This is a genomic window from Rhizobium sp. SL86, from assembly GCF_026672545.1.
Lineage (GTDB): Bacteria > Pseudomonadota > Alphaproteobacteria > Rhizobiales > Rhizobiaceae > Neorhizobium.
In genome coordinates, this window is sequence record NZ_JAPPRJ010000007.1 from 41,345 (window position 1) to 56,803 (window position 15,459).

At 59.1% G+C, this 15,459-nt stretch carries 15 protein-coding genes and 4 pseudogenes; 11 read left to right on the forward strand and 8 right to left on the reverse strand.

What is annotated here, in order from left to right; genetic code table 11:
- The first annotated feature begins 22 nt into the window (after positions 1–22).
- Positions 23–856, forward strand: a complete 834-nt coding sequence (locus OU993_RS20070; RefSeq protein WP_268160458.1) for an IS5 family transposase — start codon at positions 23–25, stop codon at positions 854–856.
- On the opposite strand, the gene OU993_RS20075 is transcribed toward OU993_RS20070, so the two are convergent.
- Both OU993_RS20075 and OU993_RS20080 read right to left on the reverse strand, forming a co-directional pair.
- Positions 850–1,704 (reverse strand): EF-hand domain-containing protein, encoded by an 855-nt coding sequence (locus tag OU993_RS20075; RefSeq protein WP_268160460.1) that lies wholly within the window; start codon positions 1,702–1,704, stop codon positions 850–852. The two genes, OU993_RS20070 and OU993_RS20075, sit on opposite strands and share 7 nt — an antisense overlap.
- Before the next feature lie 894 nt (positions 1,705–2,598).
- Positions 2,599–3,252 (reverse strand): reverse transcriptase domain-containing protein, encoded by a 654-nt coding sequence (locus tag OU993_RS20080; RefSeq protein WP_268160462.1) that lies wholly within the window; start codon positions 3,250–3,252, stop codon positions 2,599–2,601.
- 149 nt (positions 3,253–3,401) lie between these two features.
- Here OU993_RS20080 and OU993_RS20085 point away from each other — a divergent pair.
- A pseudogene (locus tag OU993_RS20085) lies at positions 3,402–3,842 on the forward strand (IS21 family transposase); the annotation flags it as partial.
- A gap of 451 nt (positions 3,843–4,293) precedes the next feature.
- Here OU993_RS20085 and OU993_RS20090 read toward each other — a convergent pair.
- A pseudogene (locus OU993_RS20090) lies at positions 4,294–4,762 on the reverse strand (IS630 family transposase); the annotation flags it as partial.
- A 92-nt stretch (positions 4,763–4,854) separates the two neighbouring features.
- Between OU993_RS20090 and OU993_RS20095 the strand changes: the two are divergent.
- The 4 genes and pseudogenes from OU993_RS20095 (at position 4,855) to OU993_RS20110 (ending at position 7,016) form a co-directional block, all read left to right on the forward strand.
- Positions 4,855–5,187 (forward strand): hypothetical protein, encoded by a 333-nt coding sequence (locus OU993_RS20095; protein WP_268160464.1) that lies wholly within the window; start codon positions 4,855–4,857, stop codon positions 5,185–5,187.
- Positions 5,188–5,277: 90 nt separating this feature from the next.
- Positions 5,278–5,922: pseudogene (locus OU993_RS20100) on the forward strand (DUF7007 domain-containing protein); the annotation flags it as partial.
- A complete protein-coding gene (locus OU993_RS20105; protein WP_268160466.1) occupies positions 5,919–6,281 on the forward strand; it encodes a hypothetical protein in 363 nt (120 codons plus the stop codon). The pseudogene OU993_RS20100 and the gene OU993_RS20105, both read left to right, overlap by 4 nt.
- Before the next feature lie 123 nt (positions 6,282–6,404).
- Positions 6,405–7,016 (forward strand): hypothetical protein, encoded by a 612-nt coding sequence (locus OU993_RS20110; RefSeq protein WP_268160468.1) that lies wholly within the window; start codon positions 6,405–6,407, stop codon positions 7,014–7,016.
- Positions 7,017–7,101: 85 nt separating this feature from the next.
- Here the strand turns inward: OU993_RS20110 and OU993_RS20115 are convergent, their stop codons facing one another.
- A complete protein-coding gene (locus OU993_RS20115) occupies positions 7,102–7,755 on the reverse strand; it encodes a hypothetical protein (protein ID WP_268160470.1) in 654 nt (217 codons plus the stop codon).
- Between the two features lie 483 nt (positions 7,756–8,238).
- Between OU993_RS20115 and OU993_RS20120 the strand changes: the two are divergent.
- Positions 8,239–8,868: pseudogene (locus tag OU993_RS20120) on the forward strand (ArdC family protein); the annotation flags it as partial.
- A 216-nt stretch (positions 8,869–9,084) separates the two neighbouring features.
- Here the strand turns inward: OU993_RS20120 and OU993_RS20125 are convergent.
- Complete coding sequence (locus OU993_RS20125) at positions 9,085–10,068, reverse strand: helix-turn-helix domain-containing protein (protein WP_268160472.1); 984 nt, start codon at positions 10,066–10,068, stop codon at positions 9,085–9,087.
- Positions 10,069–10,133: 65 nt separating this feature from the next.
- Positions 10,134–10,319 carry a hypothetical protein gene (locus OU993_RS20130; RefSeq protein ID WP_268160474.1) on the reverse strand — a complete coding sequence of 62 codons (186 nt, stop codon included), beginning with the start codon at positions 10,317–10,319 and terminating at the stop codon, positions 10,134–10,136.
- A 235-nt stretch (positions 10,320–10,554) separates the two neighbouring features.
- On the opposite strand from OU993_RS20130, the gene OU993_RS20135 reads away from it, so the two are divergent.
- The 3 genes from OU993_RS20135 to OU993_RS20145 are packed head-to-tail and all read left to right on the forward strand — an operon-like array spanning position 10,555 to position 13,729.
- Positions 10,555–11,793, forward strand: a complete 1,239-nt coding sequence (locus OU993_RS20135; RefSeq protein WP_268160476.1) for a tyrosine-type recombinase/integrase — start codon at positions 10,555–10,557, stop codon at positions 11,791–11,793.
- Positions 11,790–12,737, forward strand: a complete 948-nt coding sequence (locus OU993_RS20140) for a tyrosine-type recombinase/integrase (protein ID WP_268160478.1) — start codon at positions 11,790–11,792, stop codon at positions 12,735–12,737. The genes OU993_RS20135 and OU993_RS20140 overlap by 4 nt, the downstream gene beginning before the upstream one ends.
- Complete coding sequence (locus tag OU993_RS20145) at positions 12,734–13,729, forward strand: tyrosine-type recombinase/integrase (protein ID WP_268160480.1); 996 nt, start codon at positions 12,734–12,736, stop codon at positions 13,727–13,729. The genes OU993_RS20140 and OU993_RS20145 overlap by 4 nt, the downstream gene beginning before the upstream one ends.
- Here the strand turns inward: OU993_RS20145 and OU993_RS20150 are convergent.
- On the reverse strand, positions 13,615–14,439 hold the full coding sequence (locus OU993_RS20150) for an ArdC family protein (RefSeq protein ID WP_268160482.1): 825 nt from the start codon (positions 14,437–14,439) through the stop codon (positions 13,615–13,617). The two genes, OU993_RS20145 and OU993_RS20150, sit on opposite strands and share 115 nt — an antisense overlap.
- Positions 14,440–14,714: 275 nt before the next feature.
- Positions 14,715–15,302 carry a hypothetical protein gene (locus OU993_RS20155; RefSeq protein ID WP_268160484.1) on the reverse strand — a complete coding sequence of 196 codons (588 nt, stop codon included), beginning with the start codon at positions 15,300–15,302 and terminating at the stop codon, positions 14,715–14,717.
- Between OU993_RS20155 and OU993_RS20160 the strand changes: the two genes are divergently transcribed.
- The gene (locus OU993_RS20160; protein WP_268160485.1) at positions 15,301–15,456 is read left to right on the forward strand and encodes a hypothetical protein; all 156 of its coding nucleotides are present in this window, start codon (positions 15,301–15,303) and stop codon (positions 15,454–15,456) included. The genes OU993_RS20155 and OU993_RS20160 overlap by 2 nt on opposite strands.
- Positions 15,457–15,459: the final 3 nt, after the last annotated feature.

The following is a 15,459-nucleotide window of genomic DNA, read 5'->3' on the forward strand; positions in this document are numbered from 1 at the left end:
CGAAGAATCGATGGAGTTCACGATGGCCTGGACTGAAATCACCCGTCGGCAATATGCCCGGCGAACGGCACGCTACGCAAGTGACATGACGGATCGGGAATGGGTGTTGGTTGAGCCTTTCCTGCCGATGCCGCGCTGCCTGGGCCGTCCCCGCACCACGGATTTGCGCGAGGTCGTCAACGCTCTGCTTTACATCGCCATGACCGGTTGCCAGTGGCGAATGCTGCCGAAGGATTTCCCACCCTGTTCAACCGTGCAGCGTTATTTCTATGAATGGCGGACGCTGGGACTTTGGGCGCGCATCAACCATCATCTGGTGATGGAAGCCCGCGAGCTGGAGGCAAGAGAGGCAAGTCCGACGGCCGGTGTGATCGATAGCCAAAGCGTGAAAACCACGAAAAGCGGCGGCATACGAGGCTATGATGCGGGCAAGAAGATCAAAGGCCGTAAGCGCCACATCATCGTTGATACACTCGGTCTGATGGTCGGTCTGGTGGTGCACACCGCCGACATCCAGGATCGCGACGGTGCTCCCGATCTCCTGAAATCCATCCGACACCGGTGGCCATGGTTGTTGCATGTCTTCGCCGATGGTGGCTATGCAGGCGACAAGCTGAAGCGGCGGCTGAAGAAGATCGGGCGCTGGACGATTGAGATCATCAAGCGCTCGGATAAGGCCAAAGGCTTCGAGGTTCTGCCACGGCGCTGGGTCGTTGAGCGGACCTTCGCGTGGCTCGGCAGGTGCCGAAGATTGGCCAAAGATGTCGAACGCTCCATCGCATCAGCCGAAGCGTGGATCATGATCGCCCACATCCGCCTGATCACCCGCAGGCTTGCAAGGTACCGATATCATTGAAGGCTTTTCGAGTCAGACTCTGAGGCTGTGGTTTCGGTCAGTTCGTCACCGTTCAGCAACGCATAAGCCTTCAGGACTTCTTCGAGCTTCAAATTCACATCGGATAGATCGATTATGGTCTGGTCCGAATCGTCCCATTGGCCGGCGGAGATCGGTTCGGTCGGCCACCGTTCCTTCATGACTGCCAATTCATCGACGCTGATGACACCATCCCCATCAGAATCGAAATTGGCAAACAGGTTGACCGCCATTTCATCGCTTACGTCTTCAGGTCTTCCGGCAAGGAACTCCGCCTCGGAGATTTCACCATCGCCGTTGGTATCGAGAGCATCCAGCGCGTCCGTCGAGCCCTCATCCGTCTGATCGGATACCATGTCCGTTGGCGGTGGCGGACCAACGGCGCGGTTGGCCGCTGGGTCACCGCTGTCATACTCTTCGGCACTGATAGAACCATCACCGTCGGCATCCAGATGGTTGAACAAGTTCGTCGCCATGTCGTCGGTCACATCATCCGGCTTGCCGGCCAGGAACTCCGTCTTGGACAAGACGCCGTCAGCGTCCGCATCCAGTTCGGACAGACGATCCTGCCGCGCTTCGTCCCCGTTTTCCGCAGAGGTTTCGCTGCTACCGGATGATTGAGCCATGTTAAGCGACATGGATATCAGTGCAGACAGCAACTGACTGAGCGCACTGTTGCCGTCTACACTCTCCGAGCCACCGGAGAGTAAGCCACTGCCCTGCGGGCCAGAGCTTTCGGTGGTGTTCATTCCGCTTTGGACGCCGGACTGAAGGCCCGAGTACAACTTGAGATCATAACGCGCGTTGTTTATGGATGAAATACTGGTCATCGTTCTCTCCCTTGAGGAGCGTACCTGCTTTTTTTGTTGGGGGGAGCATGTTCGCGCCACGCAAAAAAGGCGAACGACTCACGATATCGTGAATCGATATCAAACAGAAGGCCAGCATACCGAAAGAGGCGTCGATTTACTGCTTGAGGAAGGCTTACAAACCAACCTGACATGCTTCGCGCAAGCTTCGCCGCGATTAGTCAGGGTCACCGGCGGGCGTAGGTTCGATAGGTGTGGGAAAAAAGTCGCTTTACGGCCAACGAGCGTCCATGCTTCCGCAACAAAGCCGGCAGTCGCAATGGAAGGACGTGAAGCGGAGGGTTGCCGCAGCAGACAAAGGAGACCCATCCACGCCGTTTCGCGGCGCCTCCTGCTGGGTCTCGGGAGCGCATCTCAACCAGCCAGCACCTGGCCGCAATCGACAGGATTTGGGGCGCCCGCATCTAGGCCGTAGTGACGATTTAACGGTCCCGGTAGGGACGATGGTTGCCCATCGCCCCCCGGCCAGATCCGTACGTGCGGCACTACCGCATACGGCTCCTATCGGATGTTGTGACGGTGAACCGAGCATCTGGATGCGGGTGCAACAGACGACATGGCGGCAGGTATTTGCGAAGCAGCCTTTGGAATCGATCCCAAGGCAGCCGGTGTCTCTGGCTTCGACGCATCAAAGCGTGTCGCCAGGCGCGACCAACTTCCCAGCGGAGCCCTCCCAATCTTCTCAGATTGTCGGGCACCGCATGGTAGTTCAAATACCCCTGCAACACTTGCCTTAGCCACCGACCTACTATTGCCACTGGTTCATGGCGCCGTCGCATTAGCGTTTCCCGAATGGCCGTCAGCGTCGTGCGCATTCGCTTCTTGATTGTCAGACGGACAATCTTGAAGCCTCCATCATTGCGCCGCCTGCCGCAGCAGTGCGTGAATCCCAGAAAGTCGAAGGTCTCTGGCTTGCGGATACCACGTTCCCGGCATTGTCGCGCGGCATACCGCCCGAAGCGAATCAGCCGCGTCTTCTCCGGGTGTAGTTGCAAGCCGAACTGAGCGAGCCGCTCCCGCAATGCTTGCAGAAAGCGCTGCGCCTCTCCTTCGTACTGGAACCCGTGTCACGCTGTCGTCGGCATAACGGACAATGATCACGTCGCCTTTGGCATGTCGAGTACGCCATTGCTGGACCCATAAATCCAATGCGTAATGCAGATAGATATTCGATAGCACGGGGCTAATTACAGATCCTTGGGGAGTTCCTCGCGTCGATGCCACGCGGCGGCCATCCTCAATCGTGCCCGCTTTCAACCATTTGTAGATCAGACGTATCAGCCGGCGGTCACCAACTCGATGCGACAGGAAACGGAGCATCCACTCGTGATCGATTTCATCGTAAAACGAGCGAATATCCGCGTCCAATATCCAGTTGATCTTCCGTTTGTCGATCCCAACCCACAAGGCGTCCAGCGCGTCATGCTGTCCCCTTCCTTGTCGGAACCCATATGAGAAGCCCAGGAAGTCCTGCTCATAGATCGCGTTCAGGACCGTGGTAACGGCCATCTGCACGACTTTTTCTTCCAGCGCTGCAATGCCGAGTGTTGGTTTCCGCGCGGAACTGAGCCGGTTAGGCGCATAATTTCCATTGAGAATTGAGCCATGTGAACCTTCCCCCCAACGCGGAGAGCGACGGGGGCAACGGAGTGATCCACATGGGACTTTTAAACATCATCCGCCGGATGGCGCTGCGCGAGAAGCTGTCAGTGCGCGAGATCAGTCGGCGTACGGGGCTGTCGCGCAACACGATCGCGAAGTATTTGAGCGCGGGCACGATCGAGCCGACGTTCACGGTACCGGAACGACCGAGCAAGCTTGATCCATTCGCTGACAAACTGGCGGCCTGGCTGAAGACCGAGGCCGGAAGATCACGCAAGCAGCGCCGAACGCTGAAGCAGCTTCATGCCGATCTGGTGGCTCTCGGCTTTACCGGCTCCTATGGTCGGGTCGCCGCGTTCGCCCGTGAGTGGCGGGTTGAGCAGCAGACATCGGGCCGCGGCATATTCGTTCCCCTATCTTTCCGTGCAGGCGAAGCATTCCAGTTCGATTGGAGTGAAGACTATGCCGTGATCGGCGGCGAGCGCACGAAGCTTCAACGCTCATACGGATCGGTCCGCCCCAGTCTCCTGCATCGGTACTCTCGCCTTGCGGTTTCTCCGCTTGGGCTTCTCCCTTGGCATCAGGAGCCTGGTTCCTGCAGTTCCGCGTAAAAGCCTGTATTCGACTCACGCCCCCTCTACGCCGGTCGCCGCCCGCCCAGTCATCAGGCACCCGGCGGACTTGTCCCAGGATGACGAAACAATCCTGGTTTCGACGACGCTTTATTCATAACGGCGCGTCTTCGGAGGGTTCACTTTCGTTCGTCTTTCGAACACTCACCTGCTCGGATCTCGTCCGAACTTTTCATCCGACGCTCACCACCACGGCTCTTTACCGCAGCAACTCGGACTGGTTTGAGACCCGCTCCTGAAAGCCGATCTCGGGGGGCCGTCCCCCATCATTTACGCAGCTTTTCGCTACGGTCTTAGTTCATATTGAACTCCTTCCGCTGCTCTGCAGCACACTCTCATCAATGAAGACCAGTCGCTCGGGATCCAGATGATGTTGCAAGTTCTTCCATCGCTCGTGCCTGCGGGCGATATCGGCACGGGCCTGCTCAGCGGCGAACAGCGTTTTTTTTGAAGCGCAGCCCCTCGCTGCGGATGAACTCCCAGATCGTATTGTGGGAGACGGCAATGCCTCGTGATGCCAGTTCCGCCTTCAGACCATGCAGCGTCAGGTGGGAGTTCTGTTCGAGCAGTTCAGTAATGAAGCTGCGATCCGGCTCCAGAATCCGTTTGCGATAGCCACCCATCTTGGCCGGACGAACCGATCCTGTCGCCCTGTATCGCTGCGACCACTTCACCACCGAAGAGACAGCGACGCCGAAACGTCCAGCCACTGCACGACTACTCTCGCCAGCTAAAACGGCTGCAACAACACGCTCACGCAGATCATTTGATAACGGTGCGGTCATGAGACGCTGGCCTCCGCCCAGCCAGCATCAATGAATCATAACAAACCTCATTGCAGAAGCCCGGCCGATTCCGAAAAGTACGGAAACGCTCTATGGTCGACCACTTCAAGGAAAGTCATTTCGTGCATGCGTCGGCACTCTTCGCGCCCGATCCGAACGACGTCGCCGATCTGATCAGGCATGCCGACACTCTCGATGACGAGGCATCCCCGGCCGAAGTCGCTGAGGATGGCCCCGAGGTCGAGCGTATTGAAGGCGCCGCTGCTAACGCGGAGACGGAGCCAGACACAGGCGAAGGCAATCCGGTTGGGGAGAGCACGGTCGATGAAGGCGGCGCTTCCGATCTGCCCGAGACCATCGAGGATGCTCCAGACGCAGCCGAGCCTGACGAGGAGCAGGACGCCTACGGCATCGCGGCGGAATAGCCGCACTCCCTTTTCCCTTCCGAATGATGTTCCGCCGCCGGTGCTCTCCATCGGCGGCGATTTCGTTTCAAGGCCTCTCAAGACTTAGGGAGAATTTGTATGATCGAGAATACTGAACACCAGGGAGAACGACAGGCACTCGGCCGTCGCGAAATCATCACCCGCGTCCATACACAGTGGCGAGTGTCACAGCGAACGACCGTCTACGCAGAGGGTATCGCGTTCCACACGACATCAGGTCACGGCGGCTTCAAGCTTTCGGCGACACGCAATCGCGACGTTCACTCGCTGCTGCGGTCGGAAGATGGTTTCTATGAAGAAGACTGTGCCTTGGCGATCGTGGCGATCACCTTTCCCCATCTGTTCACCGCATTTGAGCGGCAGTGCGCGGAGCGTGCCATCAAGGACTGGTGGCCCGATGCCTGGGAGAAGATTTTTGGCACGATCCTGGGCGCCGGAGAATCCCATTTGAAGGACCGTCGCGCCTTCGAGGCAAAGCATGCCGGTGACTGGGTCGTCATATCAGCCATCCGGTCGGATCATCATTCCGGCATGACGGAGGTCATCGCCACGCGCGGCGGCAGGCGGGATTTTCACATTGAGGAGCGACGCTTTCTGGTGCCATCTTCGGAATACGAGGTCGGCCGATTTGGCTTCGTCATCGATGAGGCTTGCCATGTTGCTTATGACGGCCCGTCGAGCTTCGTGTCGTGGACGGGGAGGGGTGCGGCATGATGACCTCAGGAGACCGCCAGACCGAATTGCGGCGCATGGAGGAGACCTGCCGCCAGACACGGCATCAGCTCGACATGATCGATCGTCAGATCATCCGCAAAATGACGGCATTGATCCCGTCGCTTTCGCAGCGCCGATCAGGGTATCGTTGCGGCAGGCCGCCTAATCCGGAAGCCTTCCTCTGCCGCTACCGCTCCCATCTTGCGGCGATCACCACTGAGCGCCAACCGGAGATCGAGGCGCTCTCGCGCAAGCTGGCAAGACAGGAAGCGGCAATCGCGTCATTGCGTGCCATGAGTTCACCGTCCAGCTCTGCTCGACAGGGCGGCCACGCAGGCGGAGAGGATCCGAGACCCTGATTGTTGCGCTGGCCGAGGTCACGGGGCGGGCGGTTGGGTGGAGGTCAGGTGCGAGCTTTGCCCGGTTTCCTTGTCCGTTCGGGCTCGGAGGAGCCCCTTCGGCAACTGGAAAAGGAAACCATCATGGCAAAGCCCGCAACCCAGTCCCGTCAAACCGCTCACCCTGCTTCCCGCCCCTCTGGCCGTGTTGTGCAACTGCGCAAGGGTGCCACCATCGAAATGGTCCGCCTCACATGCCCCGATGAAGCCCAGGCGCTGAAGATCGCCGAAAGCTTTGGCACCGCCATCCTGGACAGCGAAGGCATCCGCGACCTGCATGAGCGCCTGATTGTCGAGACCGCAACCGCTCTTTCCGACGGTCTTGGCGAACGCGCGATGCAGATCCATCTCCAGCGCATCGTCGGCGCCTATGTCGGTTCCGCTCATGGCGCCGGCCAATTCTACAGCAAAGCCGTCACCGACGCGCGCGACGCTACGGCCAAAGGATCTGCTGACGCCCGCGACGAGGACCTCGATGGCCCTGTCGGCTATGACAGCGCCGCCCAGCGCAAGCGCGAGTTCGCCGCCGACATGGGCGTCCATGCTCACGCGCTCCGTCTGGCTGCCGAAGGCGCCGTTTCCGCCTACGAGCAGATCGTCGGCGAGGTATGGAAGCCCTTCGATCGCCCAGTCGAACATCCGGGCCAGTCCCTCGACCGCAAGGCGGCCGCCGCGCAGATGTCGGCCTTCGATTGAGGCCGAGCTGGCGGAGCTTCGGCTCCGCCATTTTCATGGTGTGCGCGACCTGTCAGCCCGGTATCGCTGGCGCACAAGCCCTCATTCACGGCTTTCTCGCGATCATGCTGGTGACGCTTTCGATTTTGTCGAGCCAGGCCGCAGCGGTCACATTGCTCCAGGAGATGATCTTGCGAATCCGCTCATACTCCTCCTGAATGTTGCGCCGGAAAATCGGCTCATGGTGTGCGATGCGGTTTCGCAGATCACGTATCTTGAAAAGGGTATCGTTTCCTTCGCCGCGTAAGGCTTGAACGGTTCTGCTGTTATCTGTGTTGGGAAACACTGTCCGAAAATGCGTGTTCCAGATCGCACCGTCATGCCCATGCGTCAGCATCTTCTCCCAGAAGACAAAGTTCAGTTCGGCAACGATCTTCCCTGATGTCGGCAGAGAACGAAGTCCCATAAGGTTTCGACGCGGACTGTATCCCGTCGGGGGATTTCGCAAGCTGATTTCGAACCCTCGTTCCCAAGGCCAATTCGGCCCATAGGTCGATTCTATTGCCGAGACGATTGAATTGCGAACGCTGACTTCGCATATCTGAAGGGGAACGAAGAATGCCGATGAGAGTTCAAGATTCCACTGGTAGAGTTCCAGCGCCGCTTCTTTGTCACCGGCCCTTTCAGCCAGATAAGTTGCGAAACGCGGAGCTGATAAAACGGTTGGGAGATTATGGATTTCGTCGTGTGTGAATGGCAATTGTTCGGTCCCGTCGCAGACAGCAGAGGTCAGCTTGTCATTGACAAATACACGTGATTCTGACTAATTAGAAATCGAAAGGCGCGTGAGGTCGCGGGGTAACACCACCCTCATCGTCACACGATAAATGGAAAGAGCTCGCCACTGGCGGGCTTTTTTCATTTTCAGCTAGTCAATCGCTGTCGTCTATGGCGCCCAGCTCTGCTGACATCCCAGCCTGAACTCAACCGACGTGCGGCGCCAGCTCCCCTTCGATTGGTCCTTCTAAAACGCGACGACAACGGTATCGGGAGGTTATTCCCCACCCATCGCGTCCCGTCCCTCCTGTCGGTCCTGCAGGAGCCGGCAACAGGCGCAACGGCTGCGCCGTCCTTCTCTTCGTTCCGGCCTTCCGGTGCGCCTGCCACCGATCGCTCCTGCCCTCGGCCCTCCACGACGGGGCCGCGATGGGCGCGGCCTCCTCAAAAAACGGAGGTCTGGAATATGAGCAGGAAATCAGAGAACACGCGCACGGACATTTACGCGCGCATCACGGACAGGATCGTTGCCGATCTGGAAAAGGGCGTGCGCCCGTGGGTCCAGCCGTGGAGCGCCCGCAACATGTCCGGCCGGGTCAGCCGGCCGCTCCGCCATAACGGCCAGCCGTATTCGGGGCTCAATGTGCTGCTTCTCTGGTCTGAGAGTGTCGCCAGCGGCTTCATGACGGCAACGTGGATGACGCTGCGCCAGGCAAACGAGCTTGGCGCGCATGTGCGAAAGGGTGAGACAGGCGCAACTGTGGTCTATGCCAGCCGCTTCACGAAGACGGAGAAGGATGCGGGCGGCGGCGAAGTCGAGCGGGATATCCCGTTCCTGAAAGCGTACACCGTGTTCAATTGCGACCAAATCGATGGACTCCCCGATCACTACTATCGCCACCCTAAACCGGCACCAAAGCCGCTGGAGCGTATCGAGCATGCCGACCGCTTCTTCGACAACACGGGTGCTGAGGTCCGTTATGGCGGAGATAGGGCCTATTATTCCCCGGCATCCGATCATATTCAGCTGCCCCAGCCGGAGCAGTTCCGGGACATGGCGTCCTTCGTCGCCACGAGAGCCCACGAAACTTCTCATAATGCCGACATCTAGATTATGCCGACAACTGTCCGGTTGAGCCGAATGCCGTGGCCTCCGGCTCACTGGTTCCGGCATAATCAGAGGGGTGCAAGAATTTGGGAAAGCCGCCTTCGCCAAGAAGCCAGCCCGATATGATATATCCGACAGCCCGTTATGGACCTGAAGGCGATATGAATTTATCTAAAAGTGCCGACTTTTGCGGTAAGGATTGTTCTATAGATTCGAAGTGTTCAGTTTGTTTGGTGCCTCGACGCTGAGCAGCGAGCGAACCAATGCAGCCTGACTACGAACGCCCGTCTTGTCGAAAATGCGCTGCAACTGCGTGCGTAGCGTATTAACGCTAACTGCCAAGAGGTCAGCGGCGCCTGCCAGGTCATGTCCATCAACAATGAGGCGGGCGAGCTGGATTTGTGCCGGTGACAAGCCATAAACCTCCCGCTCCCGATCGATTCGACGCGCAACTGTCTCCGCATCGTCGAACGAAACTAGCGCCTTGCCATCTTCGAGATGGACCCAGCAGTGCATCGGCACCCCTGTCGCATCCTGGCCGAGTGTGACGGCCCAGGCCTGTTTTGGCGACAACGTTAGCCGTGTCTGGCCCTGCAATTCGCGAAAAGCCAGGCGGACGGCTTCACGGAGGGTCGAGTCATGTTCGCGCCGCCGCGCACGGAGTCGACCGGTAGTGACAGCAAGGCCCTTGTGGCCCCGTATTCGCTCCTGCGCGAGTCGGTTCTTCCACAGAATGCGCATATCCGCATCGACCTCGATTAGCGGGAAATGCGCCTGCTCTACGGTACTTTCCATCATCACCATGCAGCTGATCTTCCAGACGCCATCGACCCGGTGAAGAATTTTAAGCTCGCGTTTAAGATCATCGCCGCCATCAATCCCGATCTGGTCATAAGTGACCCAGGCCATGTTCTCAGCAACGGTGACGTTAATCTTGTCCCACCGAACGTGTTCCGAAAAAGCCCGCTTCTGCGGGAAGCGCTCCACGATAGTCTTAAGTCGTGCGGCAATCACGTCCCAGCCTTCATCAACCCGAACGCCAAGCGACGCGTAATATTCCATTCGCCGGGTCTGCGGCGACTGTACCCAGTGGTTCGCCAACGCGTCGAAGTCCCGCTGCAGCCATGCCTCCGTCTCGCTGCGGAGCACAGTTAGGATCGCAACTTTGTCAGCCTCACTTCCGTCCATCTCATGTCCCCCGATAACGCCAGACCGTTGCATAGCACGGCGGGAATCGTGTGCACGAAACTGCTTCAGATCAAGGTCATGCCAAGTATTATGATCATGCCGGCGGCCATCGCAACCGATCCAAACAGCCCCGGTCTGAAGCGTGGCACGCCCTTGTGGTCCGAGTAGTAGCGGTCCTCCGCCCACGCGCTCATCCGCACCGTTGGCACCGGGGCGTGAATGTGGGTGATAGCAAGGCTGTAGATGTCCACGACTTCCCTCCTGTCCTCGCGCTTTCATCCCAGCAGTTTGGCATGGAGAGCCAACTCGGCCTGTCATGCGAACGGACGACAGCGAACAAGAATGCAACAGGAATTGAACGATCGATGATGCCCGTTTGCGGTTAACGCGAAACGGACGACGATTCATCCATCGTAGACTGACATACACCTTGCACGGCATTCGAATTGGCCGCCGTCTTTCCTTGTTCGAAACAAGGAGAACACCATGACGATCAGTCGCTACCGCTACTTCTACGCCTGTGCCTTCTCGCTGTTCGAGGACCATCTCGTGGCCTTTGTCGATGAGATGGTCGAGCTCGATCATGCAGAAAGCACGATCACCCTGTACCTGAGCTGCATCAACGATGTTGCGAAAGCAATGCACGAGGCCGGGATGGCTGCATCTGACCTCGATCAAAGGCGAGCCGCCGAACTCATCGCAGCCATGGGGTGGATAGAATCCCGAGAGTCCTACGCGAAGTTCATGATGAAGCGGTTTGTGCGCTTTCTTGGCGAGCGTGGCGTGACGAGAGAGCGTCCGGCGCTATCGCCAAAAGAGGCCGCGCGGATGGAATTACGGGTAGCCTATGAAGACTATTTGCGCCGTCAGCGGGGATTGAGCGAGCGCACAATCACCGATAGCTGGCGGTTTGCGGGGCAGTTCCTTGACTTCCGCTTCCCTGAAGAGACCGATGATCTTGGGAGTATATCCGCCTCCGACATCGCCCGGTTCCTGCATATGCGCGTAGTCCAAAGGGCACCGCGAGACAAAACCGTGCCGTCACACCTGCGAAACTTCTTCCGCTATTTGTTCAAGACTGGGAAGACGGCCACAAACCTGGCGAATGCCGTGCCGCGTGTGGCGCAGCGGTTCGGAACTCGGCTTCCACGTCATCTCTCGCTCAACCAGGTTGAGATGATCCTGGCTGCGGTGCGCGACACGGCACCATCCACCTTACGCAACTACGCGATGGTTCTGTTGATGGCGCGCCTTGCTCTGCGTCCTCAAGAGGTCGTCGCCATACAGATCGATGACATCGACTGGCGCTCAGGTGAAATCCTCATTCGTGGAAAGGGCGACAGACACGACAGGTTGCCGCTATTGCCCGACGTCGGAAAGGCGCTTGCGGACTACATCAAGCTCGAGCGCGTGGCGACGTCTCGATCTCTGTTTGTCATCGACCGAGCGCCGCACCGCCCGTTCAAAGATGCGCAGGTTCTAAATCAGATCCTGCGCAAGGCGTACGAACACACGGGGTTAAAGCCACCAGCACCCTATGTCGGGGCCCAGATCCTGCGCCACAGTCTGGCGACCAATCTGGTTCAGAATGGCGCTTCTCTGGAGGAAATCAGCGACACGCTGCGCCATCGCTCCCGTGCGACCACGATGATTTACGCAAGGCTTGATGTCGAGGGTCTGCGCACCATTGCTCAGCCGTGGCCGACCACAGGAGGTGCAGCATGAGCAAGCTGTCTCAAGAGCTGGATCGCTATCTAGCCGTCCGCCGTGGCCTCGGGTTCGAGCTTCGCACGGATGAGCGGATATTGAGGCGCTTCATCGAACATGCTGAGAAGATGGGCACGGAATATGTGAGCGCCGAGGTCTTTATCGGATGGCGTGAGTCTTTCGGTGTTGCCAGCCAGCAGACGTGGTCACGACGGCTCGGTATCGTCCGGATATTTGCGCAGTGGCTCCACGGCATCGATCCTCAGCACCAGGTCCCTTCAATTGACCTCATCCCTAGCCGTCATCGGCGAAGCAGGCCCTACATCTACAAGCCGGAAGAAATCCGCGCCATCGTGGAAGCGGCAGCAGCATTGCCATCGACTAACGGAATCCGTCCGCTGACATATGCGGTCTTGTTCGGCCTGATCGCGGTCACCGGGCTCAGGATCAGCGAAGCGATCTCGCTCGACAGCGGCGATGTCGATCTTGAGAATGGCGTTCTCACGCTGCGGAAGGGTAAGCTCGGCAAGGCAAGGCTCATCCCGGTGTCGAGGTGTACCGCACTTCAGCTTGCGGTTTACGCGAAGGAGCGGGATCGGCTGCTTGAACGTCGCTCCCGGCCATTCTTCGTCGCGGACCACGGTGAACGGGTCGGCGACTGCGGTGTTCGATACAACTTCGCCCTCGTCTGCCAAACTCTTGGTCTGCGGGAAAGGCAGAGATTCCATAAGCACGGACGTGGCCCACGAATCCATGATCTGCGCCACACCTTTGCCGTCCGCACCATGCTGAACTGGTATCGATCCGGCATGGACGTCACTCGCGAAATGATCAAGCTGACGACATATCTCGGGTATGTCAGCCCCGAGCATACCTACTGGTATATCGAGGCTGTGCCGGAACTTTTGGCGCTCGCCTCCGCCCGCGCTGAGCGCGCTCTGGCGCTGGAGGGAAGCTTATGAGCCGATCATTGCTTCCCTCGCTCGTACAGCAGTTCTTTACCGACCGGCTGTGCACCCAGATGAACGCCAGCCCGAACACGATCGCCGGCTATCACGACACCTTCCGCTTATTGCTGCGCTATGCGAGCGAGAAGATCGGCAAACCACCAACAAAGTTGTCGATAGACGATCTCGGCGTCGAACTGGTTGCCGACTTCCTTTGCGACATTGAGACCCGGCGCCGCAATAGCGCTCGCAGCCGAAATACCAGACTTGCCGGCATCCGCTCATTCTTCCGCTTCGTGGCGATGAGCGAACCGCAGTACATGCTGCAATGCCAGAAAATACTGGCCATGCCGAGCAAACGTCATATCCGGCGAACTGTCGAATTCCTCGATCGTGAAGAAATCGATGCACTGCTGGCAGCGCCCGATCGGTTGACCGGGATTGGCCGCCGTGACCATGCAATCCTACTGATCGCGTTGCAGGGAGGCTTGCGAGTCTCGGAGATCACCGGCCTTCGGTGCTGCGATGTCGTGATCGGCACAGGGGCTCACATTCGGTGCGAGGGCAAAGGTCGCAAGCAACGGACAACACCGCTGCGGCGGGAAACAGCCAAGGTTTTGGAATCCTGGCTGAAGGAGCGGAGGGGCGGTCAAGATGATCCGCTCTTCCCAAGCAATCGTGGGACACGGCTGAGTCGGGACGCGCTGGAAGACATCGTCCATCGGCACGTGCTCACCGCATCGAAATCGTGCCCGTCGCTCGTTGGTAAACGGGTCAGTCCGCACGTCCTGCGTCACAGCACCGCGATGGAGCTTTTGCACCACGGGATCGACCAGACGGTTATCGCGCTCTGGCTTGGGCATGAAAATGTCGAGACCACGCAGGTCTACGTTCATGCGGATCTGCGGCTCAAGGAAAAGGCCCTGTCCCGATTAACGGCTCCAGCTGAAAATCCGGGAAGATATCGGCCGGACGACAAGTTGCTCGCCTTCCTTGAATCCCTCTGATTATGCCGGAACCATTGAGCCGGAGGCCACGACTTCCGGCTCTTCCGGAGAGTTGTCGGCATAATCTGGATATCGGCATTATGCGTCGCCTCATGGCTGAGGACGGCCGCGTACCCAGCCGCATCGCGAAACGCCTCGAAGGGCGGCATCTGGATATGGTCCATGACCGGCGAGTAGTAGGCCTGAGTGCCACCGTGTCGGATGACTGCGCCCGTCGCTTTGAAGAAGCGATCGGCGCTCTCGATGCGCTCTACGGGATCCCGCACCTTGGCCGGCGGGGCATAATAGGTGTCAGGCAAACAATCGATCTGCTCGATATTGAACACTGAATACGCCTTTAGGAACGGGATTTCCCGATCCACATCGTTACCGCTCCCGTCGGCCACCGATTTGGTGAAGCGACTGGCGAAGACCACCGTTGAGCCCGTTTCGCCCTTCCGGACGGCTCCGCCCAGTTCGAGAGCTTGTTTGAATGTCATCCACATCGAGGAGGAGAACCCGCGCGACAGCTGCTCCGACCACAGCAGGAGCACGTTCATCCCCGAGTAGGGCAGGCCGTTGTGGCGCACCGGCCTGCTGATACGACCACTGGTATTGGCGGCGCTCCATGGTTTGATCCAGGGGCGGACACCCTGTTCGAGATCTTCAACGATCCGGTCGGTGATCCGCGTGTAGATGTCGATGCGATCGCTATCTGTTTTCTTGACCATAACTTCTTTCTCCTTTTTTCAAACCGCGCCTGTCGCGGTCCGTCACGGAGGTCCGAAGCCAGGAGCCGATGGTGCGCCCATGCACCGGAACGGCCGCAACAGCGTGGAGGACGGCAAAGCCGTTGCATGGGCGCCCGGCTCCTGCAGGACCGCCGACCGGGACGGGCCGCGACAGGCGCTTCTCCACCCCTTGATTTCGACATGACAAAAGGCCGGCGCGTGTAGGCGCCAGCCTGAGAGCAGAGGAGATGGCGGGGTCGCCCCCGCCGATCGTGCTATCCGAAGGCGGCCATTTGAGCCTCGGCCGCCTTGCGGTCGAGCGACGCGCCGGGGTTCTCGACCGGCCGGTCGAAGGGCTTCCAGGTTTCGCCGACGACCTGTTCGTAGGCCGCCACCGCGCCCTCGGCTGCCATGCGCAGCGCGTGGGACTGGACGCCCATGTCGGCTGCAAATTCCCGCTTGCGCTGGGCGCCGCTGTCATAGCCGACCGGACCATCGAGATCCTCGTCGCGCGCATCGTTCGATGCCTTTGCCGTTGCGTCGCGCGCCTCGGTGACGGCCCTGCTGTAGAACTGTCCGGCGCCATGCGCCGATCCGACGAAGGCTCCGACGATCCGTTGCAGATGGATCTGCATGGCCTTTTCGCCCAGGCCTTCGGAGAGACTTTCGGCGGTCTCGACGATCAGCCGCTCATGCAGGCTGCGGATGCCATCGCTGTCGATGATAGCCGTGCCGAAGCTTTCGGCGATCTTATGCGCCTGGATGGCGTCGGGGCAGGAGAGGCGGACCATTTCGAGAGTGGTGCCTCGGCGGGATTGTGCCGATCGGGCGGTGGAGCGATTGGGGGTGGCGGGCTTGGCCATGTCTGTTCCTTCCGTGGCTGCCGAAGTGGTCCCGGCCCGTGCCGGTCTGCCCTTCGATGCGGACGACCAAGACCGGCAAAGGAAGGGCGGCTTCACAGGTCCGGTCCGACTGAACCAGCAGGGCCGGTTTGCGGGCCAGCAGGTCTTGACCTGAGCA